This window comes from Streptantibioticus ferralitis, assembly GCF_029223525.1.
Taxonomy (GTDB): Bacteria; Actinomycetota; Actinomycetes; order Streptomycetales; family Streptomycetaceae; genus Streptantibioticus_A; species Streptantibioticus_A ferralitis.
Window position 1 is genome coordinate 206,977 of record NZ_JARHTQ010000011.1, and the last position, 26,169, is coordinate 233,145.

The 26,169-nt window shown below is 69.5% G+C and carries 17 protein-coding genes and 1 pseudogene; 8 read left to right on the plus strand and 10 right to left on the minus strand.

Annotated elements, in window-relative coordinates; genetic code table 11:
• Positions 1 to 2: 2 nt before the first annotated feature.
• The 6 genes from P2L57_RS19210 to P2L57_RS19235 form a co-directional block, all read right to left on the minus strand.
• Positions 3 to 4,310, minus strand: coding sequence for a non-ribosomal peptide synthetase (locus P2L57_RS19210; protein WP_275816080.1), 4,308 nt, complete (start codon positions 4,308 to 4,310; stop codon positions 3 to 5).
• 219 nt (positions 4,311 to 4,529) lie between these two features.
• Positions 4,530 to 5,579, minus strand: a complete 1,050-nt coding sequence (locus tag P2L57_RS19215; RefSeq protein WP_275816082.1) for a ketoacyl-ACP synthase III family protein — start codon at positions 5,577 to 5,579, stop codon at positions 4,530 to 4,532.
• Positions 5,580 to 5,596: 17 nt separating this feature from the next.
• Positions 5,597 to 8,407 carry an ATP-binding protein gene (locus P2L57_RS19220; protein ID WP_275816084.1) on the minus strand — a complete coding sequence of 937 codons (2,811 nt, stop codon included), beginning with the start codon at positions 8,405 to 8,407 and terminating at the stop codon, positions 5,597 to 5,599.
• Positions 8,408 to 8,506: 99 nt separating this feature from the next.
• Positions 8,507 to 9,166, minus strand: coding sequence for an O-methyltransferase (locus P2L57_RS19225; RefSeq protein ID WP_275816086.1), 660 nt, complete (start codon positions 9,164 to 9,166; stop codon positions 8,507 to 8,509).
• A gap of 92 nt (positions 9,167 to 9,258) precedes the next feature.
• Positions 9,259 to 11,043: an FAD-dependent oxidoreductase gene (locus P2L57_RS19230; RefSeq protein ID WP_275816088.1), complete on the minus strand. Its 1,785-nt coding sequence runs from the start codon at positions 11,041 to 11,043 to the stop codon at positions 9,259 to 9,261.
• A gap of 86 nt (positions 11,044 to 11,129) precedes the next feature.
• Positions 11,130 to 11,546 carry a MerR family transcriptional regulator gene (locus P2L57_RS19235; RefSeq protein ID WP_275816090.1) on the minus strand — a complete coding sequence of 139 codons (417 nt, stop codon included), beginning with the start codon at positions 11,544 to 11,546 and terminating at the stop codon, positions 11,130 to 11,132.
• A gap of 266 nt (positions 11,547 to 11,812) precedes the next feature.
• On the opposite strand from P2L57_RS19235, the gene P2L57_RS19240 reads away from it, so the two are divergent.
• The 5 genes from P2L57_RS19240 to P2L57_RS19260 all read left to right on the plus strand — a co-directional run bounded on the left by P2L57_RS19240 (position 11,813) and on the right by P2L57_RS19260 (position 17,457).
• Positions 11,813 to 11,959 carry a hypothetical protein gene (locus tag P2L57_RS19240; RefSeq protein WP_275816092.1) on the plus strand — a complete coding sequence of 49 codons (147 nt, stop codon included), beginning with the start codon at positions 11,813 to 11,815 and terminating at the stop codon, positions 11,957 to 11,959.
• A gap of 1,323 nt (positions 11,960 to 13,282) precedes the next feature.
• Positions 13,283 to 15,436: a hypothetical protein gene (locus tag P2L57_RS19245; RefSeq protein ID WP_275816094.1), complete on the plus strand. Its 2,154-nt coding sequence runs from the start codon at positions 13,283 to 13,285 to the stop codon at positions 15,434 to 15,436.
• A 23-nt stretch (positions 15,437 to 15,459) separates the two neighbouring features.
• Positions 15,460 to 16,374, plus strand: coding sequence for a helix-turn-helix domain-containing protein (locus P2L57_RS40245; RefSeq protein ID WP_275816096.1), 915 nt, complete (start codon positions 15,460 to 15,462; stop codon positions 16,372 to 16,374).
• Positions 16,375 to 16,498: 124 nt separating this feature from the next.
• On the plus strand, positions 16,499 to 16,771 hold the full coding sequence (locus tag P2L57_RS40250; protein WP_275816098.1) for a hypothetical protein: 273 nt from the start codon (positions 16,499 to 16,501) through the stop codon (positions 16,769 to 16,771).
• The gene (locus tag P2L57_RS19260) at positions 16,720 to 17,457 is read left to right on the plus strand and encodes a Tn3 family transposase (RefSeq protein WP_275816099.1); all 738 of its coding nucleotides are present in this window, start codon (positions 16,720 to 16,722) and stop codon (positions 17,455 to 17,457) included. The genes P2L57_RS40250 and P2L57_RS19260 overlap by 52 nt, the downstream gene beginning before the upstream one ends.
• A 33-nt stretch (positions 17,458 to 17,490) precedes the next feature.
• Here P2L57_RS19260 and P2L57_RS19265 read toward each other — a convergent pair whose 3' ends face one another.
• From P2L57_RS19265 to P2L57_RS19280, 4 genes are all read right to left on the minus strand, one after another.
• A complete protein-coding gene (locus tag P2L57_RS19265) occupies positions 17,491 to 19,005 on the minus strand; it encodes a carboxylesterase/lipase family protein (protein WP_275816101.1) in 1,515 nt (504 codons plus the stop codon).
• A gap of 32 nt (positions 19,006 to 19,037) precedes the next feature.
• Entirely contained in the window at positions 19,038 to 19,934 is an 897-nt protein-coding gene (locus P2L57_RS19270; protein ID WP_275816145.1) for an MBL fold metallo-hydrolase, read from the minus strand.
• A gap of 128 nt (positions 19,935 to 20,062) precedes the next feature.
• Complete coding sequence (locus P2L57_RS19275; protein WP_275816103.1) at positions 20,063 to 21,025, minus strand: hypothetical protein; 963 nt, start codon at positions 21,023 to 21,025, stop codon at positions 20,063 to 20,065.
• Positions 21,026 to 21,146: 121 nt separating this feature from the next.
• Positions 21,147 to 22,031: a helix-turn-helix domain-containing protein gene (locus P2L57_RS19280; protein WP_275816105.1), complete on the minus strand. Its 885-nt coding sequence runs from the start codon at positions 22,029 to 22,031 to the stop codon at positions 21,147 to 21,149.
• 133 nt (positions 22,032 to 22,164) lie between these two features.
• On the opposite strand from P2L57_RS19280, the gene P2L57_RS19285 reads away from it, so the two are divergent.
• From P2L57_RS19285 to ltrA, 3 genes and pseudogenes are all read left to right on the plus strand, one after another.
• The gene (locus P2L57_RS19285; RefSeq protein WP_275816107.1) at positions 22,165 to 22,689 is read left to right on the plus strand and encodes an SRPBCC family protein; all 525 of its coding nucleotides are present in this window, start codon (positions 22,165 to 22,167) and stop codon (positions 22,687 to 22,689) included.
• Positions 22,690 to 22,806: 117 nt separating this feature from the next.
• A pseudogene (locus P2L57_RS19290) lies at positions 22,807 to 23,517 on the plus strand (IS30 family transposase); the annotation flags it as partial.
• 681 nt (positions 23,518 to 24,198) lie between these two features.
• Positions 24,199 to 25,974 (plus strand): group II intron reverse transcriptase/maturase, encoded by a 1,776-nt coding sequence (gene ltrA / locus P2L57_RS19295; protein WP_275816111.1) that lies wholly within the window; start codon positions 24,199 to 24,201, stop codon positions 25,972 to 25,974.
• Positions 25,975 to 26,169: the final 195 nt, after the last annotated feature.

Below are 26,169 nucleotides of genomic sequence, written 5' to 3' on the forward strand. Positions count from 1 at the left end.
GTCTACTCCTCCGTTCCGGTCGTCCGTCGGGTGGTCCGCTTCCTGGCGGCGCGCTGCTGTTGGGCGCGGGCTCGGCCTGCCGCGACGGCGGCCGTGTCGTCGACGTTGCCGCGCAGCCATTCGGCCAGGGCCCGCGGGCTGGGGTGCTCGAAGAGCGCGAGCAGTGCGAACTCCTGGGGCAGGCGGTCTCTGAGGAGTCCGTACATCCGGGTCAGATGCACCGACCCGGCACCGATCTCCATGAAGTTGTCGGTGGCACCGGCGCTTTCCAGGCCCAGCACCTCGCAGACCACCTCGATGATCACCCGCTCGGTGTCGTCACGGGGCGCCTGGCGCACGCGGCTGCCGGTCTCGACCAGTTCGGCGCGGCGGATCAGCGCCTGCCGGTCGACCTTGCCGCGGTGGCTGAGTGGTAGTTGGTCCAGCGCGACCAGCAGGCTCGGCACGAGATAGGACGGCAGGCGTTCGGCCAGCCTGCGGCGCAGTACGTCGACGAGCGCCTCCCGGTCGTCGACCGGGGGGGAGGTCTCCTCCTCGCCGGGCAGGCCGCCGACCAGGGTGTGCAGCAGCTCGTGCCCCTCGTCGAGGCGGAACGCCGCGCGCAGGGCGGGGGCGTCGGCGGTGGCGCCCAACTGGCAGGTGCCCAGGCCGCTGCGGGGCGCCGCGGTCTCCAGCAACTGGGTGATCAGCCCGGTCTCCAGCAGACAGAAGTCGCGCGCGACCCTGCCGTAGAGCGGGTCGATGGCCTTCCGCTGGGCCACGAGGAAGGCGGCGAAGGCCGCGTTCCCGGCCACCTCCCGGTTCCCGGCCGCGAAGAGCTCCTCCGGCAGGGAGGTCTCGGACGAGCAGAGCGCCAGGGCGTGGTGGCGCGGATCGTAGTAGTAGCTGCCCCCGGCCACGCCCTCCACCCGGCCGGGACGGATCTGCAGATAGACCTGGACCGGGTAGAGCGCGCCGGGGGAGCCGTACGCGTACCGGGGGAGGAAGTGGCCGTCCTGCTCGACCGCGCGCAGCGTGCCCAGCATCTCGGCGAATGCCCGCTGGGGCACTGGCTCGGCGCGGAAGACACGGCGGCTGCGGCGCTGCACGGCGGTCGATGGGTCGCCCGGCAGAGCGACGACCGGTCCGTCGAGTTCTCGCAGGCCGGGACGGGAGAGCTTGAACCGCAGCCGGGCCATCGGGTCCCGTTCGATGTCCCCGAAGTCGTCGCCCACGGGGTCGGCCTGGTCCGCGGTCGCGGCGGGCACCACGAAGCCGACCAGTCGGCGCTGGTCTCCCGAGGCGGCGGCGACCACGACCGCCTGCTCCACCTCGGGCTGGTCCGTGAGCGCGTGCTCGATCTCGCCGAGCTCGATCCGGAACCCGCCGATCTTCACCTGGAAGTCCTCGCGGCCCAGGATCTCAAGGCAGCCGTCGGGGCGGTAGCGGGCCAGGTCACCGGTGCGGTAGAGGCGTTCGCCGGTGACCGGGTGGCTGATGAACGACTGCGCGGTCCGTTCGGGGTCCCGGTGGTAGCCGGCGGCGAGCCCCGCGCCGCTGACGTACAGCGGACCGGGAACCCACACGGGCGCCGGGGCCAACCGCTCGTTGAGCACGTGCAGCGTGTGGTTGCGCAGCGGGAATCCGTACGGGACCGACGCCCAGTCGCCGTCGACCTCCCCGACCTCGTAGGCGTTCGACCACACCGAGGTCTCGGTCGGGCCGCCCGCCGCGATGACCCGGATGCCGTTGCCCAGGGCGCGGATCCGGTCGGGCAGCGGCACCGGGATCCGGTCTCCGCTCATCAGCACCAGGCGCAGTGGGAGGGCCTCGGCGGCGTCGTGGGCCTCGCAGTAGGCGACCAGCATGTCCATCAGGGCCGGGACGCTGTTCCACAAGGTGACGCGGTGACTGCGCATCAACTCAAGCCAGCGGCCCGGGTCTCGTGTCGCGTCCGGCTCGGGCAGCACGAGCGCCCCGCCCGCCCCGAGGACGCCGAAGGTGTCGTAGAGGGAGAGGTCGAAGCTGAGCGAGGACAGTCCGAGGACGCGGTCGTCCGGCCCGACGTCGAAGCGCCGGTTCACCTCCAAGAGGGTGTTGAGCACCGAACGGTGGCTGACGGCCACCCCCTTGGGAGTGCCCGTGGAGCCGGAGGTGTACAGGAGGTAGGCGGTGTCCTCCGGTTCCGCCGGGCACCGCCACTCGGCCAGCTCCTCGGCGGTGGCCGGTGCGATATCGTCCACGGCGAGGCACGGCAGCCCCACGGGCCACTCGTACCCCGGTGCCCCGTCGGTGACCAGCAGTTCGACGCCCGCGTGCTCGGCCATCCAGGCGCGGCGGGTGAGCGGCAGCGCCGGGTCGACGGGCACATAGGTGCAGCCGGCCGCCGTCACGCCGAGTACGGCCGCTATCTGCCGCCAGCCCTTGAGGGCGCCGACGCCGACGAGTGCCCCTCGGCCGAGTCCCCTGGAGTGCAGCTCCCGGGCGATGCCGACGGCCCGTCGGCCGAGTTCTCCGAAGGTGAGTGTGCGCTCGGCGGTGATGACCGCGGGGGCCTGCGCCGACTCCGCCGCCGCGGCCTGTTCGAGGACGCGCGTGGCGAGGACGCCGGAGAGGAGTGGGCCGGAGGTGTCGTTGACGTGTGCGCGTATCTCGCTTTGCCAGGTGGGCAGTTCGAGCTCGGGCGGACGGGTCCATGCCTCCGCTTCGGCGAGCGAGAGCACCAGCCGCTGGTAGGCGTCGAACATGTCCTCCAGAACGCCCTCGGGCAGTACGCCGTCCCGGGTGTCCCAGACCAGGACGGCCTCGCCGTACTCCTCGAAGACCTGGTGGTCGAGGTAGAGCTGCGGGGTCTGTGTGATGGCGTGGACGGGGGTCCCGAAGCCGCCGAACAGGGAGGAGAATCCGTCGTCGTCTCCGCCCAGCGCGCTGGTGAAGACCACCGGGGCCAGCGCCGCGGTGCCCGTGCCCCGCCTGGCCGCCAGCTCCCGCAACGACTGCACGCCCCCGGCCGCCGCGTGCTGCAGGTCGGCCCACAGACGTTGCTGCACCGCGTCGGCCAGGTCCTGGAAGGTGTCCGTGTCGACGAGGTCGACGGCGAGCAGGTCGACGTTGGTGAAGTCGCCGACGAGGTCGTTGATCTGCGGATGCACGGGTGGCCGGTTGAAGAGCGTGACGTCGACCGTGAACCGCTGGGTGGAGCTCCAGGCTCCCACCACCAGCGAGTACGCGGCGAGCAGCACCCCGGACGGGGTGACTCCGCGGAACGCCGCGAGCTCTTTCACCCTGGACCACACGGGAGCCGGCACGCGTGCCATGCGCCGGGTGAAGTGCCGTGTCGCCGCAGCGGTGTTGGCCGGCAGTTGCGGAGCCGGCGGGAGCTCGTCGAGCCGCTCGTCCCAGTAGCGCCGGGCCGCCTGGTACGCGTCGGAGCCGCGGGCGGCGTGCTCGGCCAGCACCACGTCTCGGAAGGTGAGGTCGAGCTTGGGCAGTTCGGCGTCCGGGTCCTCGTACAGCCGCCACCAGTCGCCCAGCAGGACGCGCAGTGCCCACAGGTCGGCGATGAACAGGTCGATGCTGAAGTGCACATGAGCCGCGCCATCCGGCATCCGGGTCACGGCGATGTGGAAGAGTGGCCACTGCTGCAGCGCGAAGACCTCGTGCGACAGCTTCGCCCGGACTTCCTCCAGGCGCTCGACGGCCTTCTCCATGGGTTCACCGCGCAGGTCGAGCACCTCGAACCGGTACGGCGGCACGCTGGCGGCCACCTGCTGCCTGCCGTCCGGCAGAACCGTCATACGCAGTGCCCCGTGCCGCTCGACCACGAGCTGCCAGGCACGCTCCAGGCGTGCGACATCCAGATCGGGAGGGATGAGTTCGAAGTACGCGTGGCCGCCGAGCGAGCCGAGTTCGAAGGCGTCGCTGCGGCCCATGAGGTAGGCGTGCTGAAGGTCGGTCAACGGAAAGGGCTCGAACCGGCCACCCGGGTCCGCCGCGAGCTGGAACTCGTCCGGTTCGCCGCCCCCCTCCCGGTGCTCTTCCAGCGCGTCCGCCACCCAGCTCGCCAGCTCGTCCAGCGAGGAGACACGCATCGGCGGTGTCACACCGAAGCGGCGGCCCAACTGCGCCCGCAGCCGTAGCAGTCGCAAGGAGCTGATGCCCGCTGCGGTGAGGGGTGCCGAACCGTCGATCTCCTCCGCGGAGGCCGCGCCGAGGCGGCTGATCCGCTCGCGCAGCCATCCGGCCACCACGGCTCTCCGCTCGTCGGGGGCGAGCCCCCGTATCTCCTCCACCGCGGTCCCATCCATCGGGCTGTCTGCCGGGACAGTCATCGGTGAGTTCCCCTTCCCCCTGACTAGGCGAACCGGTTTTGATCTTTGTGAGGGAACCTAGTTCGCGGGGTGCGCAGACTCATTACGGTGCGACCGATGCTCCTACCGAAGGAGCGGACGGGGGCGTCACTACGGGTGCGGGCTTCGGTCGATGGTCACCGCGATGTGCGACGGCCCGGCAACGGGGTGCGCTGCCGGGCCGTTGGGTCTTCCGCGTGATCAGATCGGACGCCGATCGGTGCCGCTCCACGCGGGCACCGACTCGATCTCCACCACCGCGCTGGTCCAGTTGAAGCCGATGCCCACGCCGACCAGCAGGACGCGGTCACCTGGGTGGACCCGGCCGCTCACCACGAGGTGGTCGAGGCCGGCGAACTGGTCGCCCGGTCCCAGGTGCGACACATGGCGTCCCCACTCCCAGACGGTCCGCTCCAGGGGGATTCCCAACGGCTCCAGAAACTCCCATTCCAGCAGCGTGCGGCCCAGGTTGGGCAGCACCACCCGGGCGATGCCGTCGAGATCCGACTCCGCAGCCGCCAAGGTGCGCCGTACGTTCGCGCGGGCACCGTCGGAGAGCCGTTCCAGCAGCTCTTCGTAGCCGTGGTCCTTGACGTAGCGCTTCTTGCGCCCGCGCAGGTCCAGTGGCTTGCCGTCCTGATGCGGTACGGCAGAGAAGCCCTCGGTGTCGCGGCACACCTCTTCGAGTTCCGGATCGGAGGTCGACACCATGGCCCGCAGCCGGGCGAATCCGGCGCGGCGGGACAGCAGTACGGCGGTCGCCCCGTCGGAGTAGACCTGGCCGGTGTCGCTGTTCCACCGGTCGAATCCGGGCAGGCAGTACTTGTCCGCGGTGGTGACCAGCGCCGCCGTACGGCCCGGTGCCGACGCCAGGTAGGCCGCGGCCATCTCAAGGGCGGCCATTCCTCCGTTGGACCCCTGCTGGATCTGTATCGCCAGTCCGTTTCCGCCCACCGTGAAACGCTGGACGTAGGAGGCGGGCGTCCAGAAGTCCTGTCCCTGGTGGTAGATGTTCGCGTGCAGGGTCAGGACGACGTCGGACGGCGCGCGACCGGACCGTTCCAGCGCCTGTCGTCCCGCTGCCACGGCCATCTCGGGGGCGGACCGCTCGTCGGCCACCAGCGCCGCGGCGAGTTCGTCCTCCTCCGCGTCCTCCTGGGCGTACCAGCCCTGTTCGACCGCTGTCGCGGTGGATATCGGTGGCGGAAGACAGACTCCCGTTCCCGCGATGTAGAGATCGTCCCAACGCATCCTCGCCTCATGCCTTCTCACATCACCCAGCCGGCTCCCGGCAGCGCGGCCATGGGCCGTGGACCGCCGCCGAACGTGCGCATCTCGACGGCGGACCTGCGGAGCAGATCGGACAGTTCACTGCGCCCGGTCACGCCCAACTTCCGGTACGTATGGGTGAGATGTGCTTCGATGTTCCGCAAACTCACTTTGAGCCGCCGGGCGATGGCCTGATTGGTCATGCCGGAGACCGCCATCTCCGCGACCCTCAGCTCGCTGACGGTCAGCAGATCGATGCCCCGTTGCGCGGGTTGGGCGATACGCCCACCGGCCTGCGTCAACTCCTCCTGAATCCGGCGCGCCACTCCCTTTCCGCCACAGGAGACGGCCAGTTCGTAGGCGTGGCGCAGGGTGCGCCGCGCCGCGACGGGATGCTTCTCCCGGGTGGTGGTGCCGATGGCCATGAAGGTCCGGGCCAGTTCCAGCCGGGCGCCGCACGACTCGAGCAGTGCCGCGCTCTCGGTGAGCAACTCGGTCCGTCGGGGCCCGTTCAGCGACATGCCCATCGTCCGCAGGGCCCGGCCGAGCAGCCGCGGGCTCCCCCAGCGCCGGGCGGCGGCCAGGCCCTGCGCCGCAAACCGCTCTGCCTCACCGGGGGCTTGCAGCCCCTGATGGCATTCGGCGGCGGTCAGCTGCCACGGCACCACGGCCGGATTGCTCATCCGCCAGCGGCGGCACGCCTCGCCGACGGTGGTCGCGTCGGCCAGTCCACCGCGGTGATCGCCGGCCCGCACCCGCAGGACCGCACGAGCGTGCGCGAGCATGACGTGCTGCCAGTGCGTCAGGGGGATGTCCCGCCACCCTCGCTCCGCGATCAGGTTCGCCGCGGTGTCCCACTCGTCCAGTTCGACGAGGACCGTGATGTAGTGGGCGAGCGCGCCCGCGGCCATCGCCTGATCACCGATGCCCAGGCGGTCGAGCATGTCGAGTGCCTCGCCCCCGCACTGCCGTGCCTGCTCCAGGCGGTCCAGTCCGTGCAGTGCCTGCGTCCTCAGGAGCAGCGCGCGCACTCGGCGCAGCAGTGTTGCCGCGTTTGTCGCCCGCAGTTCGTCCTCCGCGTACCGCGAAGCGAGTTCGTGCTCTTCGCTCCAGACCAGGCTGACGGCAGCCGCGTACCACGCGTTGGTGCCCTGCACGGCGTGGCCGCACGCCAGTAAGTCCCGTGCGCGCCGTTGGACTTGTGCGGCCGAGGACCCGACCCATGCCCGCACGAGCGCTTTCAGGGTGCCGGGGCAGCGTCCGAGCCATCCCCGATCGCCCTCGTCGGCACCGAGCAGGGCGAATACCGTATCGAGGGTCGACCCGCACTCGGTGCCCACCAGGACCAGTTGCTCCACGATGCGCTGTGCCGACTCCCCTTTCTCCAGGCCCCCCTTTGCCAGCACGTCGATCAGCCGGGCGACCGCCTCCTCATGGCGGTCGGTGACGGCCAGGCCGCAAGAGAGCCCGAGGGCGATCTGGGCGCGCTCGTCCGGTGCGGCGGCCAGCTCCATGGCGGCCTCCAGATGCCGCACGGACGCTGGCACATCGGCGTCGAGCTGCGCCGTTCCCAGGCGTGCCAGGACCTCGCGTCGCCGCTCGCCGGTCACCGGCTCCTGGAGCACCCGCTCGTAGATGCGGGCCGCTTCTTTCGGGCAGGTGGCCGCCAGGGACTCCCCGCCCTTGAGGAGTACCTGCTCGGCCCAGGGCTCGTCGAAGGCACCGGCCTCCACCACATGCATGCTGGTCCACTCCGGTGCCGCACCCCGCTGGTACAGCGCCCGCGCCGCCCTGCTGTGCAACTCGGGGCGCTTCGCGACAGGGATCGCGCTGACCAGAAGTTCGCCGACGAGCGGGTAGCGAACGGTTGCCGCGTTGCGCTGGAGGATGCCGAGTTCTTCGAGCCGCACCCTGACGTCGGCGAACTCGGACCTGGTCAGGCCCGAGACCACCGTGGTCAGGTCGTCGTCCGCCGCGCTGCCCAGCAGGGCGGCGGCGCAGGCGACGGACAGCGCGTGCGGTGACGCCCGCTGCAACTGGGCGAGCAGGCGGTCCCGCAGCAGGGTGAGACCGGGCAGCAGATCCACCGTGCTGGGAACCACCGGGCAGCCCGCCTCGCCGGGGGATCCCAGCAGCCGGGCCGCCTGGGCGACCCGCAGGCATTCCCGTAGCAGTACTGGATTGCCATCCGTGACCTGGTGATAACGCTCCGCCACGCGTGCGGAGACGGGGGAACCCGCGAACTCGGCCAGCAGTTCCGCCGTTTCCTTCGGTCTCAGGTCCGGAAGCCGCCGCCGTTCACGACACAGGCGGCTCAGCAGCAGACCCGGTAGCAGTCGCGGATCCTGGGGCTGTTCACCGGGGTTGAGCGTGGCGATGATGGCCACCGGTATGTTCTGCGACCGGCGGACCACGAAATCGAGCCAGCGGATCGACGGCTCGTCGATGAACTCCAGATTGTCCACCAAGATCAACACCGGGGCGTCTCTGGAGAGTTCTGCCAGTTTTCGGTAGAGACCGTGCAGTACCCGGAACGAATCACTGTCGGCTCCGGTGTCGGTGAACTCGTCGCCCAGTGACTCGAAGAGCTGTTGGACGACTCCGAACCGGAATAACCGTTCCGGGAAGTCGGCGGATGCCGAGAGCACATGAAAGCCCTGCTGCCGGGCGCGCTCACCCGCTTCCCGCAGCAACTCCGTCTTACCGCTGCCGAAGACGCCCTCGAACACCACGAGACCGCCGCCGTTGGATTGCACGTCGACCAGGAGATCACTGACGCCAGCGAGCTCCGCGGACCGACCAAATATCACGTCGCCTCCTCTGCGGAGCTCGTGCCGCAACTCCGCGATCCCCCGTCCGGCTGCTTACGCGACGGACCCCGTGCACTTCGTGGCCGATCGATTTCCTGCTCAGAGCAGTTTGCGGGCGAGCGTCACCCCGTCATGGATCGGCAGCATGACGACCTCGACGCGCTGGTCGGCGGCGAGCCGTTCGTTGAAGGCATGCACCAGCCGAGCGCTCTCGTGCTCCGTGTCGGGATTGATGACCTCGCCTTGGAAAAGGGTGTTGTCGATGATGATCAGGCCGTTCGGGCGGACACGGAGCAGGAGTTCCTCGAAGTACGCCCAGTAGTTGAGCTTGTCCGCGTCGAGAAACGCGATGTCCACGTCGGCCTCCTGCGGCAGGCTCCGCAGGGTTTCCAGGGCGGGGCCGAGCGCCAGCTGGATCCGGTCGGTCAGACCCGCCTTCTCCCAGGCGTCCCGGGCGACCCGCGTCCATTCCTCGCTCACGTCGCAGCAGAGCAGCTGCCCGTCCTTCGGCAGGCCTCGGCCGATGCACACCGATGAATATCCGGTGAACGTGCCCACCTCGATCGCCTTGCGTGCGCCGACGAGCTTGGTGAGCATGTGCAGCAGTGCCCCCTGCTCGGGGACGCATTGCATGATCTGGTAGTGGCCGAACTCCTTGGTCCGCTCCTCGATTTCCTGGAGGACGGCATCCGGCGGTGTGCCGTGGGCGACCACGTAGTCGTAGAGCTCCGTCGTCAGCGCGACATGCTTGAGTGGCAAGGTTCCTCCAAGCTGGGTGAACACCTTGAAATGCGAATCTGTTTGGCGCGTACAAGTGCCGCACGAGTGTGCGAGTTCATTCCGGCTTGAAGTCAACCCTCAGGCGGCAGATCGAGCCAATCTTGTGCCGAGGGCGCATCCTTTGAGTCGCGTGCCGGTTCCGGACCGCTGGTGCAGGTCACCTGGTTGAGCACGCTGACGAGGAGGCGTAGCAGCGCCTCCTCGTCGGCTGCGGCGGCCGACACCCGCTTGCGCCAGGCCACGTGCCCGTCCGGCCGCACCAGCACGGCGTCGGCCGGTCCGACGCCGTAGACCACGGTCCAGCGCCCGCAGGGATCCTCCAGCGGCCCGCCACCGCCGACGGCGAAGGCCGCCAGCGGTACCCCGCACGAGGCGCTCGCCCGGCGGGCGGCACGTACCCAGGCGTGTCCTCGCGGCCCTGTCAGCAGGGTGAACCTGCCCTGGAACAGGTCGAGCGAGGAGACCGGCCGACCGTCCAGCAGCAGCCAGACATGCGGGGCGCGCACTCCCGCGTGTGTATGCGGAACGTATCGGTCGAGTGGCCACTGATGCGCTGGCTCTTCTTCCTCGTCCGCCACCAGGGCCCCCGCCGGGTAGGCGTACCCGAAAGTGACTGAGTCCGCCGAGTAGTTGCGGCCGGTGCGTGCGACGAGGCCGGCCAGCGTGCGACGGAACTCTCGCCCTCGTCGGCTGTCCGATTCCACCCGGCCGGGTAGCCGGCCGACGCGTTCGAGTACCGTGAGCATTGACCGGAAATGGCGCACGGCCATACGTGAGGTGGCCAGGGCGAGCGGGCGGCGTTCCCGCTCGTAGCTGTCAAGCAGCTCCTCGGCGGCCCACCCGCACATGACCGCGTCCAGTTTCCACGTGAGGTTGTGCGCCTCCGCCAGCCCGGTGTTGAGCCCCAGGCCTCCCGTGGGAGGGAACCGGTGTGCCGAGTCACCGAGGAAGAAGACCCGCTCCCGGCGGTAGGTGTCGGCCACGTCATGAACGATCTTCCACCGCTCAGCCGCCTCAACGGAGACCTCCAGGTCCGGAACGCCCAACGCCACGCGTACCAGCTCGACTAGCCGCCCCCGCGGAGGTGTTGCGGCACTGGTCTCCATCCGGGCCGGGGGGTCGAGCACGTTCAGGACGGCGAAGTCCGGGGAGACCAGGGTCACCATGCCGACGAGCCTGGCGTTGGCCACCCAGTAGAAGGCGTTCTCCAGCTGCGCCAGGGCCGCCAGATCGGCATGGAAGGCGATGCTGAGCGATGTCCCGAGAACCCCGTCGCCGCCAGCGCCGACCCCAAGCCGACGGCGAGTGACGGCTCTTGACCCGTCAGCCGCCAGGGCATAGCGCGCCCTGGCCCACTGCCGCCGCGATCCGCCGTCGTCCGCCGACCGGTCCAACCGCACCCGGACACCGCGGTCGTCCTGCTCCTCGACCACCGCCTCCACTCCCTGCCAGAACCGCACATTGGGCAGTCGCCCGACCGCGTCATGGAGGACCTCCTCGACGGCGTACTGGGGCACGTTGAGCCAGGTCTGCGGACTCGTCCCCAGCGCCGACTGCACATCCGCCGCATCCCCCAGCTGGGGAAGGGAGACGATGTGCCGCCCGTTCGCCACCGAGGTGCGCCAGTCGATGTTGCGGCTGCGCCATGGGGGCAACCCCCGGGCGCGCAGGGCACGGTCACATCCCCACTGCCGCAGGAGTTCCATCGACCGGGCGCTGACGGCCATCGCCTTCGGAAGCCGGGCAACCTCGGTACGCCGCTCGACGAGCAGCACTTCGGCACCCAGGCGCCCCAGATCGAGCGCGGCTGCCAGACCGACCGGGCCTGCCCCGATGACCACAGCGTCACATGCCAACACCCCAGGCTCCTTTCGCTCGTTCGCCGACAGAATGGATCCTCAAGTCGACTTGAAGTCAATCGGAGCAAAAGGTGGGAAAAGGGTCAGGGGAGGTGTCCGAAGTGGGCTTCGACCTCCTCGCTCACCATCGGGCAGTCGTCGGCGGGATGGTCCCGTGGACAGTTCAGGTAGTGAGCGAGATAGGCCTTCGCCTGGGTGAGGCGGTCGATCTGCCCGTCGATCGCGGCCATCCGGCCGCGTACGGTGTCCCGCCAGTGGCCCGTCTCGGTACGTCCGGCCAGCACGATGGCTATCTCGTCCAGGCTCATCGTGCCGCTGCCCTGCCAGATCTGGATGAGAGCGATCCGGCGGAGCTCCTCCGGCCCGTACAGCCGCCGCCCCGAACGGCGCGCTGCCGGCTGAAGTACCCCCCGTTCCTCCCAGTAGCGCAGTGTCGAGGTCGTCAGGCCCAAGCGGGCAGCGACTTCGCCGATGGTCAGGAGTTTCTCTCGCGTCTGCATGAACAAATCATGCGTCGGGTTTCACCCTCCCCACGTGTGAGGAAGGTCATCGACTCACCGCCGCGGGCCGGGGCGGCCTCCGCTACCGCGCCAACCACCTCATCGGGCTCGGCTCCCGGGTGCTCGACCAGGCTCTCGGACCATGAACGTCGTAGCAATTGGCGGCAGTTCGCCGGAAGGCGCGCCGAGTCATTCTCGCGGATCCGGGAACTGACCCCGTTCGGGACTGTAAGACGTTCGGCCCTGTCTCACTCGTCCTCGGCGCCATGTACTTCTACGACACCGGAGAGGTGAAGATGCTCACCTGGCTGGCCAACCCCAACGGCAAGTTCAACGACCCCGTCGGCAGCTGGGAAGCACCAACCGGACAGTGGTACAAGCCCAGCGCGCGCTTCCTGGGCACCAGCGCCTGACCCAGCATTGCCAGCGTGGGACCGCGAGCTCCTAGCGGCGGTCCCACGCCCCTGGGAAGGCAAGCTGGCAGAAAGTCCCCGAGAAGTCCCAGGCCCCGCCGTGGATCTCTAAAGTCGCAGGTCAGCGACCCGGTCGCGGCGAGGGTAGGCATACCCGGCGTACAGCTCGGTCTCGTCTGTCGCTTGGCCCTGACCAGGGCGTTTGACCTGGTCAGGGCCCTTGGCCGGGTCGGCGGAGTTCCCACGTTTCCCTGCGGGTTCTCGGGAGTTCCGGCGCGGGTGTGCACTGGGTGTGCACGCGGTGGACGGGTCGGGAGGCACGGTAGGGCGACGTTCGGCGCCTTCGCGGCTGGGGCCACCTGCCCGGGAGCCGCTGAGTCCGAAGGGCGGTGGATGGGGCCCAGCACTACGCCCCCCGGCGCGCCGTATGCGGTGCGGCGTATGCGGTGCGGCGTAGCCGCAGGTTCGTGCCCCCGGCGGGAGCCGCAATCAAGGGCTGGTCGCGCGAACGGCCCTGTGACCAGCGGAAACGCGCTGATCGTAGAGCAAACGCTTCACCTACCGAAGACCCGGGTCAGGTGACGGGCCGCCAAGCGGTTCTTCGATGCGCAGGTTTGAACCCTGCGTAGGGCGCCAGCCAGATGGGAACGGGTGCGGGCCGTGGATACCCGGATCACGGATCACGGATCACCATCGAGTCTCTCTTGCCCATCTGATGTGGCCAGCGCGTTTACCGCAGGTTCGAGTCCCCGACGGCGACGGTACCGCTCTGAACGCGGAGCCCATATGGGCCCACGCCGCTGCGCGGGGTCGAATGCCCCGCCGCCGTTCCTTCGGGTCGATTGGTAGTGGTCGGTGCATCGATGGCGGTGGACCTGGTCCACGCGGGTCGGGGCCGTGCAGGGGCCGTGACCCCTGGCTGGTCGACGGCGGGAACCTACCCGGCCCGCCGGGACGCGAGAGATCGAAGATGACCTGTGACGACAGCCGTCTCGTACGGTTTGAGTCGACCACGGCCTGCCGGACCCCGCCGGTCTGGCAGGAGGCTGATCGCCGGTACTGCAAAGAGGAGAAGCCACATTGCCGGCCTGCTCCACGCTCGACGGCGACTTTCGCCGCGCTGATTAAGAGTCAGCTCGTCGGCCGTCCGGATGGTGCCAACGTGGGCCGAGAAGAAGCGCTTTCGGCGAGCACATACAGGCTACCAGCGTGTCGGACTGGGGCAGTGACGTGGAAGGGATTCAGATGCTGGTCACTCGAACGAGCGACTCGGTGGTTACGGGGGTTGGGCTCGGGGTTGTGGTGCTCCTACCTTCGGTCGTCGTGGCCGTCGAGTATCTGAGTCATGGTCTGCCGTTGGATGAGTACGTCCTGACGAAGGCTGATGAGCGTCGTCAGCGTGAGTCCGAGGCGTGTTGGGAGTGGGCCCGGGAGCAGGCGGCGAAGGCGCCGCGGTGGTCGAAGGAGAAGTGGGAGAAGATGAACGCGCTGCTGAGCGCGGGAAGTGACGTTCCGCGTGAGGTGATGCGTTGGCGTGTGCGGCTCTACTGCGGCCATCTCGCGGAAGTCACCCGCAACGTCGGGGCTCAACGGCCCACTGGGTATGACGAGCGGTGTCCCGAGTGTGGATTCGCCCGCGCGACGATAGTCGCCTATGAGCCGGTCGGCCGGGAGGTGCAGCAGCCGCGTAGTACGCGGACCCGCCGGCTGAGTCAGGAACGTGGGCGGCGCGATGTGATCGCGGTCGACGATCCGGTTCTTCCCGTTGCTTCCCCGACCGCGAGGCAGGCGGCCGCAGGCCGGCGCGGGCGGGATGAGGCGCCGGTTGGCAGGGACGACGCCATCGTGGAGCGCCCGGCTGCGCTCTCCGGTACGCGGCGTCGGCGGGGCGAGGCTGCGCAGGATGGGGTGCTGCCGGCGGCTTGGCGAGTGCTGGCCATGCTGGATGACCTCCCGGAGGCCGCCCAGGCGAGCGTCGCAGAGATGCTGGTGGCCCACGGTACGCCGCCGCAGCGTGCGGCCTTCTGCGCCCGGGAAGATGTGGCTGATTCGGTACGCACGGGCATGCTGCGCGCTGTCGACGCGTCAGAGGCCACACGGCTTGTGCGCTGCGTGCCACGGTTGAACGCCGAGTTGGCGCTGACGGCATTTCAGACACACGGCGCCAGCGCGGATCTGCTGTTGGCCTGCTCGGCCCACCTCGAGTCGGATGACCTCGCTGTGCGAATCGCCGGCGAACTGCGGGCGGCGGGGGCCATCGAGGCCGCGCGGCGCTGGCCGCGCAGTCGACCGTTACCCCTGCAGGTGCACAGCGCCCTGATCGACGCAATGCTCAACGATGTTCCGCCGCGTACCGGTTGCAATGGGCCGGACAAGGAGGAGAACGACCGCAACTTGAAGGCCCAGATGGCAGCGGAGGGCGAATGGGAAGACCAGCTATGGGAGTTGATCGAGCATGTCCCGCAGTGGTGGGCGGACCTGGCGGCTCGGGACGGCCGGGCCGGGCGGCATGTTCAATGGGTGCTGCTGAGCCGCGTGGACCCTATGCCGGATCCGGTGCTACGGGTGTGCCTCCCGGCTATCACCCATGAGTGGCTGAGCACGCGCCCGGGCACGCCCGACTTGCATGCGAAGATTCGGCTGTGCGCTCTACGCGACTATGTACGTCAGCATCCGCGGTTACGCGAGATCGCCCAGGACCGGATCGACCGGACCATCGCCGAGGCGCTCGCTGCTGGGTGGGAGATCCGGCCGAGATTCTGCTGGGCCAGTGACTGGGAACCGGTGGACGCGGCGGCTGAGCTCAGCCACGACGCCAAGGTTCTCGCGAGAATTGCCCGAGCTGTTGTCGTAGGGGACTTCCCGACGAGCGGGGTCGGGTTGGAGTCGACAAGTGAGCGGGACCGCTGCCGCTCTCACGTCGCGAACCGACTCGCGCACAACCCGTACACCCCGAACGGCGCCCTGCGCGAGATCCTGCCCCACCTCGACGAGGCAGGTCTTGGCATGGCGGCGCAGCGCCACCAGCAGGCCCTGCGCTCGCGCTGCGCGCACGAACTCACTACGCGCCAAGCGGCGAGTACCGCCCAGGGAGGGAGCGGCACGCGAGGACCTCGACGATGGGCCTCGGTGCCGACCGATCGTCAGCTGGCGGCTCAACCGGACCCGGCCGCGGCTCTCGGTGAACGATTGCCGCTGCCTGATGTCCGTTCAGTGGAACGGGAGTTGGCCATCGCTGCGCTACTCGCGTCACGGTTCAGCGACGCGGCCGTCCTCGATGCGCTCCCGGCCGAGCGCGTGCTGGCCTGTGACGTGCAGGCGGCGCAGGTCGCAGCGCGGATTGTCGAGATGTTCGGGCTGGACCCAGCGGCCTGGCGGCGCTTGGCCCTATGGTCCCGAACGGCGGGTGAAGACCCGGCAGACGCGGATGTCGAGTTCGGCCGACTTCTGCGAGCCATACGGGACGACACCTTGTGACGGGCGTCAGCGTGGGTGATCGAGTGAGTCGGGAGCGGATCGTGGAGGACCGGCGGCAGACACCGATGGAGCGGATGCGGGCGCTGGATCATCTCAGTCCGAGGGATGCGGCGAAGGCTTGGGGTGTGCCGCCGCAGGGGCTGAGGAACGCGGCGGAGCAGATCAGTCAGATCCGGTCGGGCAGTCATCGGTCGCTGGCCAAGGACCGCCCGGGCTGCCCGGAGCCGGTGACCTCGTTCTACGGCTTCCCGTGCAAGTACCCGGTGGAGGAGGGGATGGACGTCTGCGCGATGCACCGGCGGGCCAAGGCGCATCCGGATACGGACAGCACCTCCTATGCCCTCGCTGCGGTTCAGATGCACGAGGGCTGGGAGGAACTCCGCGCGCGGATCTGGAACTTGGACAAGCGGGCGTTGCAGAGCGAGCGACTGCGCTTGTTCCGAGCGCTCGAGGCGCGGGCCACGCTGAGCGAGGAGGACTACCGCCTGACAGCGCTGCTCCTGCCCTCCGACGATCCGGCGACGCAGGAGCGTCGCGCGCTCGGCCTGCCGGGCCCGAACGATGGTATCGGCGACGGCGACCGGCTGCGCGGCCTCGGTGTGTTGCTGGCGGCGGCGGAGTCGGCCGCGCTCGCCCTCAACGGGGAGCTCGCGGCACTGGGTGGGGCGACCGGCACGCCGGCGGAGAAGGAGAAGAAGTCGGGGCCGATGCTCTACTCCGTCGCCGAAGCAGCCGAGCGACTCGGCGTCGGGGCCTCGTGGCTGCGCTCCGAGTCCAGTGCAGGCCGGGTTCCCCACCGGATGATCGGCAGCCGACGGATGTTCAGCGAGGAGGACTTGGAGCAGATCGTCAAGGACGCCTATCAGCACCCGTCGACAGGCAGGACAGCGCGCCCCCAGATCCTCGCCCCCCGGCCGCCGCGTCGAACCCGACGCTGAATCGACCAGGGCAAGCTGAAAACCCTGTAGGAACGCGCTCGCAGTTCTCAGGGTCTGCCGGGAAGCAACGACTTGGTTCCCGGCAGACCCTTAAAAGCAGAGCCTGCCGCTCGCCTCCGGCCTGGTGAAGGGTGTCTTTACTGCCGTACAGCGACTGACAGACTTCCTCACCGGCTTCACCGACGAGTTCTGCTCGGTGGCCGCCTACGAGCGCATCGACCGCGCCACCCTTCAGTGCCGTCTCCTGTTGGCGCTGTTCGCGCTGGGCACCAACATGGGCATCCGTGCCATCGTGGCCACCGGCGAGCACGGCACTGCACGGACGCCGAGATCGAGTCGAACTACGTGGACACCCACGGCGCCTCGGTGGTCGGGTTCGCCTTCACCGAGCTGCTGAACTTCCGCCTGCTGCCCCGTTTGAAGAACATCGGCAGCATCCGCCTGTACCGGCCCGACGACGACCCGCCCGGCTGGCCGGCGCTCGGCGGCTCACTGACCCGCGCGATCAAGTGGTACCTGATCGCCCAGCAGTACGACCAGATGGTCAAGTACGCCGCCCTGCGGCTGGGCACGGCCGAGGCCGAGCAGGTGCTGCGGCGCTTCACCCGCGGCGGCCCCAAGCACCCGACCTACCAGGCTCTCGAAGAACTCGGCCGCGCCGTGCGCACGATCTTCGCCTGCGACTACCTGGCCAGTTCCGAGCTGCGGCGCGAGATCCACGGAGGGCTTCAGGTCGTGGAGAACTGGAACAGCGCGAACACGGTCCTGCACTACGGCAAGGACGGCGCGCTGACCGGCCCCGACAAGGAGCACGCCGAGACCTCGATGCTCGCCCTGCACCTGCTCCAGTCCGCGCTTGTGCACATCAACACCATGCTGCTGCAGCAGGTCCTCACCGAACCGCAGTGGGCATTGCGACTGTCGGACAAGGACCGGCGCGGGCTGACCGCCCTGTTCTGGTCGAACATCGACCCGTACGGCACCTTCCGCCTCGACATGAACACCCGCCTCGACCTGTCCACGGTGACCATCCCCGGCCAGCGCGCTCGCGCGACGGAGCGTGTAGCCGCGACTGGTGCTTGACCGGAGCCCGCACCGGGCCGGAAGTCCCGCCGGTCAGTGGTGCCAGGCCGGGCGTTCTGCGGCGCGGGAATCGTAGGTGAGGGTCCAGTCCTGGGCGATGCGCATGGTGGCGCGCCGCTCGGTGTCGTACTCGTCCCAACCGGGGTCGCCGATGCGGGCGAAGGAGGTCCAGGCCGCGTGCATCCGCAGCGCCAGGTCTGGGGGTGGGCTGCCGGTTCCCAGCAGTGCGCGGGGTCCGTGGAGCTGTGGCAGGTGGGTGGTGTGGAAGACGAAGGGGAGTTCCATGGTGTGGGTGGCGCCCAGTTGTCCGTGCAGGGCGTTTGAGCGCCAGGCGAACTCGTAGGCGTATGTGCGCGCGCCCCTTGCGGTGGCGGTGGCGGTGGCGGTGGCGTGGGCGTCGGCGAGGCGGCGGGTGCCGTTGCCGAACAGCGCGTCGCCCAGGATGGCGGAGCGCAGTTCGCCGTCGGTGGCCTGCGGGTGCCGGGCGCGGTAGGCCGCGACGAGGTCGGCGGGGGCGGGGTGGGTGCGGGCGGCGGTGGCGTTCACGTCAGCGGGGGTGGAGGCGGTCAGGAGCCCCAGTGGGGCGAGGTAGAGGTTTCCTTCCTCGGAGTTGCCGCCCACCAGCAGGTCGATGCCGTGGCCGTGGCCGGCCGAGAGGGCGTGGGCGGGTTGCCGGTCCGCGACGACGCTGAACGGGGTGATCCCGGCCAGGGGGTCGAAGTGGGTGGGGGTGGTGAGGTCGAGGCCCGCAAGCTCGGGCATGATCCCGACGAACCGTTCGTCGCTCACGGCCGCGAACGCGTCGAGGCGGGGCCAGATGCCCAGGGCGCGGGCGGCTGCGTGGGTGGTGCGGGCAGCCTGCTCGGGCGTGAAGGCTCCCTCAATGTTGCCGCTTTGGACGATCGCACGCCGGAAGAGACCGGCGGCGGGTGCGGCGGCCAGGACGGCGCCGACGATGATCGCCCCGGCGGACTGGCCGCACAGGGTCACGTTGCCCGGGTCGCCGCCGAACGCGCCGATGTTCTGCTGGACCCAGCGCAGTGCGGCGATGACATCGAGCAGGCCGCGGTTGTCCAGTGCTCCGGGCAGGTGGAGGAACCCGGGTATGCCCAGGCGGTAGTTGACGGTGACGAGCACGACGCCGTCGCGGGCGAAGGCCCTGCCGTCGTACAGCGGTGCGCGGGTGGAGCCGGCGGTGAAGCCGCCGCCGTGGACGAAGACCATGACCGGCAGGTCTGGGGCCGCGTCGTCGGGTGCCCGGACGGTGACGGTGAGGTAGTCCTCCCCCTTGATCCATCCGGGGCCGAAGAACGGGGACATGTCCAGGGTCCCGAAGGCGTCGCGCTTGGCCTGCGGGGCGGTGGGCCCCGGCTCGGTGGCGTCGCGCACTCCGGGCCACGGGGCGTGGGGGCGGGGTGCCTGGAAGCGGGCACGGCCCGTGGGGGGTGCGGCGTAGGGGATGTTGAAGAAGACGGTCGTGCCCAGGTGGCGCCGTCCGCGGACGGCGCCACCGATGGTGGTCACGACGGGCTCGGCGGGGGGTTGCATGGTCGGCCCGTGCTTTCGGTCGGAGGCGGGGGTCAGAGCCGGCTGAAGGGGGCCCACTGCTTAATGGCGAAGGTGCCGGCGTCGCGCTGGACTTCCAGTGCGCTGTGGCCGACGAGGTGTGCGGGTAGTACCAGGGCGTTGTGGTCGGCGGCCCAACCGAGGATCTTTTGGCGGGTGGCGCGGGAGGCGGCCGGGTCCTCGCAGAAGCAGCTGTTGTGCTCGGACTCCATGATCTGCAGCGGGGTGTGCAGCAGGTCGCCGGCGAACACCGCGCGGTCGCTGCCGGAGGCCAGGGTGATCACGCTGGAGCCGGGGGTGTGCCCGGGCGCTGCCTCCAGGCGCAGGTTGGCGTCGATGGTGTGGCTGTCCTCCCACAGCAGAACCTGGCCCGCGGCGTGGACGGGGGCGACGCTGTCCTCGAAGACGTTCTCGTTGACGCCGCCGGCGATGTCCGGGTGGGTCGCCGGGTTCCAGCGCTCGAAGTCGGCCCGGGGCATCAGGTAGGTGGCGTTGGGGAAGGTCGGCACCCAGGCGCCGTCGACCAGGCGGGTGTTCCAGCCGACGTGGTCGACGTGCAGGTGGGTGTTGACCACTAGGTCGACGTCCTCGGGCCGGACCCCGGCGCGGGCGAGGCTGCCGAGGTAGTCCAGCTGCAGGTGGTCCCAGGCGGCCACGGCCGGGCGGGACTTGTCGTTGCCGACGCCGGTGTCGACCAGGATGGTGCGGCCCTCGCAGCGCAGCAGCCAGGTCTGCATGGCGACGTGGACCATGGCGTCGTCCGTGCCCAGGTGGTCGGGCACGAGCATCTCGCGGTGGTCCTTCCATGCCTGCTCGGGCAGGTCGGGGAAGAACTGGTCGGCGGGCATGATCGGCCCGTGCATCTCCTCGATCCGGGTGACGGTGACGTCGCCCAGGGTGATCTCGTGCATGTCGCGCATGGGGTTCTCCGAAAGGTGCGGGTCTGTCGGGACGGTGCCGGTGTGTCGGGGCCGGCCGGGGAGCCGGTGCGCTCCTCCCCGGCCGGTGTGCGCCTGCGGGCGCCGCGCTGAGCTGAGGCTCAGTCGCCCAGGTGGGCGAGGATGAGGTTGGGGTCCTTGGCGGTGAGGTAGGCGGCGCTCATGACGTAGACGGTGTCGCCACGCAGCGCGATGGAGGTCGGGCCTTCGAGGCCGTCGGCGGCGGTCAGGACGATGGTGTGGGTGCCGTCGGGCTGGACGAGGGCGACCTCGTTGACGGTGTCGAGGGCGGCGATGATCTGGTCGCCGTGGCCGGTGAAGGCGAAGTCGTCGATCCCGGTCAGGCCGGTGGCGGTGACCTGGGCGGTGCCGGCGGTTCCGTCGGAGAGGATCGGGATGCGGACGATGGTGCCCTTGTCGAGGTTGGTGGCCCACACCGCGCCGTTATGGATCTTCAGGCCGTTGGCGCCGAGGAATCCGGCCGGGGCCAGTGTGGGGTCGGTGGACCAGGCGGTGGCGGTGCCGCCGGAGGCGGGCACGCTCCAGACGGCGCCCTCGGAGTCGGTGACGTAGAGGGTGCGGGTGCGGGCGTCCAGGGCCAGGCCGTTGGGCAGGCTGTCCGCGGGCAGCGCGGCGATGCGCTCGGGCCGGCCGCCGGGGCGCAGGCGCCACACGCCGGTCAGGTCCGCGGTGCCGGTGGCGTAAAGGAAGTACAGGGTGCCGTCGTGGGCGCGGACGATGCCGACGGTCAGCGGGAAGCCCAGGGCCGGGGTGTGGACGCCGCCGTCGGCGGGCAGGGGCAGGGTGGCCAGGATCCGGACGGCACCGCTGCGGGAGACCGCGGCGACCTGGCGGGCCTTGGCGAAGGTGACGTACGCGGTGCCGCCCGGGGCCAGGGCGATGTTCTCCGGCGTCTGGCCCTTGGCCAGGTCGAAGTGCACGGCGGTGCGCGCGTGGCTGAGCGGTGCGGAGACGGCGGATGCCGGGACCGCAGCGGCCATCGCGACCGCGGCGGCCGACAGGACGGCGGCCGACACGGCGGCCTTGGAGAGCTTGGTGAACACGGGGTTCCTTCACTGTTTTCGGGCATGCGGCAGCGACACGCCGACGCACAAGGGTGGATGGATGTCCGGCCGGGATCCGCGTGCGCAGGTGCGGGCCGACCGGAGGAGAGTTGAGACTGGGTCAGCTGGTGCTGAGCCGGTTGTCCGAACGGGTTCGGGCGGCCTGGGTGATGGCCTGGGCAAGGAGGTCCAGGGCGGCTCGCGAGGGTGAGCCCGCCGCCGTGGTGGCGACCACGATGCTGGGACCCGGCCCCTGGCTCAGGGTCTGCTGCATGACGGTCAGTGAACCGACCAGCGGGTGCCGCATCTCGTAGTCGGCGACCGCGCAGGCCTTGACCCGGTGGTCGGCCCACATCGACGCGAAGTCCTCGCTCTTCGCGCTCAGCTCACCCACCAGCGTGTGCAACGCGGGGTCCTCCGGGTACTGGCCCGCCACCAGGCGAAGATTCCCCACCACCGCCCTGGCCTTGCTCGGCCAGTCCGCGTACAGGTCGCGGGTATGGGCGTCGAGGAACACCAGCCTGGCCATGTTGGGGCGCTCCGTCGGCACGTCCGGGGCAGCGGGGTCGAGGTGCCCGGCGAACAGCGCGTGGCCCAGTTGGTTCCATGCCAGGACATCACTGCGCCGGCCGATCACGATCGCGGGGACGTCCCCGAGCGCGTCCAGCAGTTGGGCGGTCGGCTCCGTCACGCGCTCCGGCGCGGGGCGCCGCCGGCTGCGGGGCTTGGCCGATCGGGCCAGGTCGTGCAGGTACCGGCGCTCGGACTCGTCCAGCCGCAGGGCCCGGGCGATCGCGTCCAGCACCTCTGGCGAGGCGTTCAGCGAGTGCCCCTGTTCCAACCGGGCGTAGTAGGAGGCGCTCACCCCGGCCAGCAGCGCCAGCTCCTCACGGCGAAGACCCGGCACACGCCGGCGCTCCCCGTAGGTGGGCACCCCGACCTCGTCGGGTCGCAGCTGGGAGCGCCGCGTCTGCAGGAAGTCCCCGAGCTGTGATTTCCCGTTCATGGCTCCGAGTATGGGTCGACCCGCAACGCACAGCCTCTCCCTGCCGAGGATAGGCACCAGCGGGTCTGGCTCCCTGGTCCGAGCAGCGATGAGGTGGGTCTCACCGCATCCCGCACTCATCCAGGAGGACCCTTTGAGCACCGCTACCCGCGAAGACGACCCCGTCGAGACCCTGAACGCGGCGGATTTCGCCTTCACCAGGCGCGCCTGGGTCGACGCCGCCCCCACACGGGTCTACGACCTGGTCAGTGACGTGTCCGCGATCCGCCGGTGGAGCCCCAACGCCACCGACGTCGCCTTCGACCAGGACGCCGGACCCCGAGTCGGCGCCTGGTTCAGCGGCCGCAACCACAGGGACGGCAAGCAGTGGACCACCCGCTCCCAGATCACGCAGGCCGACCCCGCCACCTTCACCTTCGTCGTCGGCGGCGCCGAGGACGGCATCGTGCGATGGAGCTGGACCTTCCAACCCCAAGGACGCGGAACCGTCGTCCAGCAGTCCTGGCAACTCCTGCGCCTCGACCCGGTGCTGGGCACCACCCGCAGCGACCTCGACGCACTGCGCGACTACATGGCGGACAGCGCCGAAACCACACTGGCCTCCCTCGCCCAATGGATCGCCGAAGAACGCCACCGCCACACCACCCGCAGCCAATGACCGGATCTCCAGCTGATCCGCTGTCGCGGCAGGCCGACGTTCAGTGTCGGAAAACGATGGCACCCTCAAGTGATCAACGCACCACCCACGGATGATCATGTGTTCGTGGAGGAACAGGTGCGTGACTACGGCTTTTCAGCAGCTCAACAGGATGAGATCTGGGGACGCTGGCGTGAGGGACAGTCGTTTAGCTTGATGGGGCGGGCGCTCGGGGCGCCGATGCACCATGTCCGGCGGTTCTTGTACCAGAGCGGCGGCGTCCGTCAGGCCCCGCAGCAGCGGTCACGGCGGCATCTGACCGGCAGCGAGCGCGAGGAGATATCCCGCGGTATCGCCGCTGGAGAGTCTGCCCGGCAACTGGCCCGGCGGCTGGGCAGATCGCCGTCGACCGTCTCTCGCGAGATTGCCCGCAACGGCGGTCGGGGCCGCTACCGAGCAGCATCCGCAGATGCGGCCGCCTACGAACGCGGGCGCCGCCCCAAGTCGGCCAAGCTGGCCCAACGTCCTGTTCTGCGCGCCTTGGTGGAGGCCAAGCTGGCGCTGTGTTGGTCACCCGAGCAGATCGCGGGCTGGTTGCGACGTCAGTTCCCCACCGATGCCTCCATGCAGATCTCGCACGAGGCGATCTACCTCTCGCTCTACGACCCTCGTCGGCGCCAGGCGATCGACCGCAGCCTCACCCAGCGACTGCGGTCAGCCAGGCCCATGCGTCGCCCGAAGATCGCCCGCCGACCCACCGGGCGGGGCATCATCCGCGGCATGGTGTCCATCACTGCCCGCCCCGCCGAGGTCGAGGACCGCAAGATCCCGGGCCATTGGGAGGGGGATCGTGCGACACGAAGCTGCACGAAGGTGAGTGGACTGACCGGTTGGAGGGGCGGCTGATGAGGCCGTAGGTGTAGTCACGGGTCCGTGTCCGTATGACCCGTCCCCGCCCTTGACGTGCGATGCCGGTAACGGCGTGGTGCGAAGCTCAGGGGAAAGCCCAAGGGCTCCCGTTCCATCCGGGAGTTACCGGCAAGGGGAAGACCGGACGGGTGAACGCAAGTGAACTCCCGATGATGCCTCGTGATCCCAAGCCCCGCCGATGGAAGGTTCCAGTGGGGTGCATGGCTGGCCGCTGAGAAGCGGCAGGCGCTGGCCGGCAGAGGTCACTCCGGCCAGGTGGACACCGCCGCCTCGGGGTAAAGGGAGCACCCACCCCGGTCGTATCTCATTCGTGTGGAACGTGGAAACCCCGTTGGGGTCCGGGCCGTCGTGGCCCGGTCGGTCGACCGTGAGGAAGGCTCAACTCCCCAGCGGGAACAGGATGGCCCAAGAAGCCAATGCCGGAATCCGAAAGGAAACGGGAACCCGGGGCAGCATGACCGGCCTCTCCGCCGGTCGCCCCGCATAACCGTCCGGATACGGGCGTGCTGCCCGGACCCGAAAGGGTGCTGACGTGGGCCGGGTGAGCCTGTGTGGACTCGCTGGACGAGGACGATGGAACTGAGGGGCAAGTTGGACGCCATGACGGATACGGACGGAGCGGCCCCGGCCGTCCCGTCCGTTGCCGCGACGGTGAACGGACCCGAGGGCGAAGACCTGGACTGGGTGTCGGTCGACTGGCGCCGGGTCGAGGAGGACGTACGGCGTCTGCGGCAGAGGATCTTCACGGCATCGCAGGCGGGGGACCTGAAGAAGGTCCGCAACTTGCAGAAGCTGATGCTCCGGTCCCGTTCGAACACGCTCCTGAGCGTGCGGCGGGTCACGGAGATCAACGCGGGACGCGCGACGGCGGGAGTCGACGGGAAGGTGGTGCTGATGTCCCAGTCCAAGGCCGCGTTGGCCGACTGGGTCCAGCACCGTGCTCGACCGTGGATTCCCAAGCCCGTCAAGCGGGTGTTCATCCCCAAACCGGGGACGACGAAGAAGCGCGGCCTCGGGATACCCGTGATCGCTGACCGGTGCCTGCAAGCTGTGGCACTGGGCGCACTGGAACCTGAGTGGGAGGCGCGGTTCGAGCCGAAGTCGTACGGCTTTCGGCCCGGCCGCGGCTGTCACGACGCGATCGGGGCCATCTACTCCACGCTCAATGGGAAGAACCCGCAGCGTGTGTGGGTGCTCGACGCGGACCTGACGGCGGCGTTCGACCGTATCGACCACGACCGGCTGATGGCCGCGCTTGGCACCTTCCCCGCCCGGGGACTGGTCCGGCAATGGCTGAAGGCCGGGGCCGAGGATCGAGGCCGGTTCGCCCCGACCGAGACCGGGACTCCGCAGGGCGGAGTGATCAGCCCGTTGCTCTTCAACGTGGCCCTGCACGGGATGGAGGAAGCCGCAGGCGTCCGCTACTTCACGACCGGCAGAGACGCCGGAAGTGCGCAGAGCGGGAGCCCGGTGCTGGTGAGATACGCAGACGATTTCGTCGCGATGTGCACCAGCCGTGAACAGGCCGAGCAGGTCAAGAAACGGCTGGCCGCATGGCTGACGCCCAGGGGGCTCGCCTTCCACGAGGACAAGACACACATCGTCCACGCGGAGAGCGGGTTCGACTTCCTGGGGTTCAACGTCCGCCGCTATCACGGCAAGCTGCTGATCAAACCGAGCACAGCGGCTCAACGACGGATCCGGGAACGGCTGAGTACCGAGATGCTGGCCCTGCGCGGGGCCAACGCTGGTGCGGTACTCAAGAAGATCAACCCGATCGTGCGGGGCTGGTCGGCCTACTACCGGACGGCGGTGTCCAGCGAGGTCTTCACCGCACTGGACAATCACATGTGGACGCTCGCTTACAAGTGGGCCAAGCACAGCCACCCGAACAAGCCGAAGCACTGGATATCCGACAAATACTTCGGCCGGTTCAACAAGGCCAGGAAGGACCGGTGGGTGTTCGGCGACCGCGTCAGCGGCGCCTATCTCCTCAAGTTCTCCTGGACGAAGATCGTCCGGCACCAGTTGGTCAAGGGCAGGGCGTCCCCGGACGACCCCGCGCTGGAGTCGTACTGGGCCGAGCGGCGTTGCAAAGGACCACCCCCGCCGGTCGACGGCATGACCGTGCGCCTGCTTCAGGCACAACAAGGTCGCTGCCCGATCTGCGGAGGACTCCTGCTGCACGCCGATCACCCGCCGCGAAGCCCACAGGAATGGGAAGCGTGGCGGGCCGTCCTCAGGAAAGCGATCTCCAAGCAGTACGTCGCATTCCCGGACGGGGACTCGCCGGACGATCAGCGAATCCGTCTCCTCCACACCCAATGTCAACGGCGGAATGGAGCCGCCAGTTACAAGCCCCGCACCTTCTCCTGACCGCGAGCCCCTGGGGCTTGCTTGAGCCGTGTGCGGTGAACAGCTGCTTGCACGGTTCTGAGGGGGCGGGGCAATGCCGTTGCTTGACCTCTAAACCAATCTGGGGAGGAGTCTGACGATCTTGGGTTGGATGCGTCGAGTCGGTTGACGTCTCCAACCTTTCGGCGGGTCGGCGTACTTGAGTTTCAGGCGTTT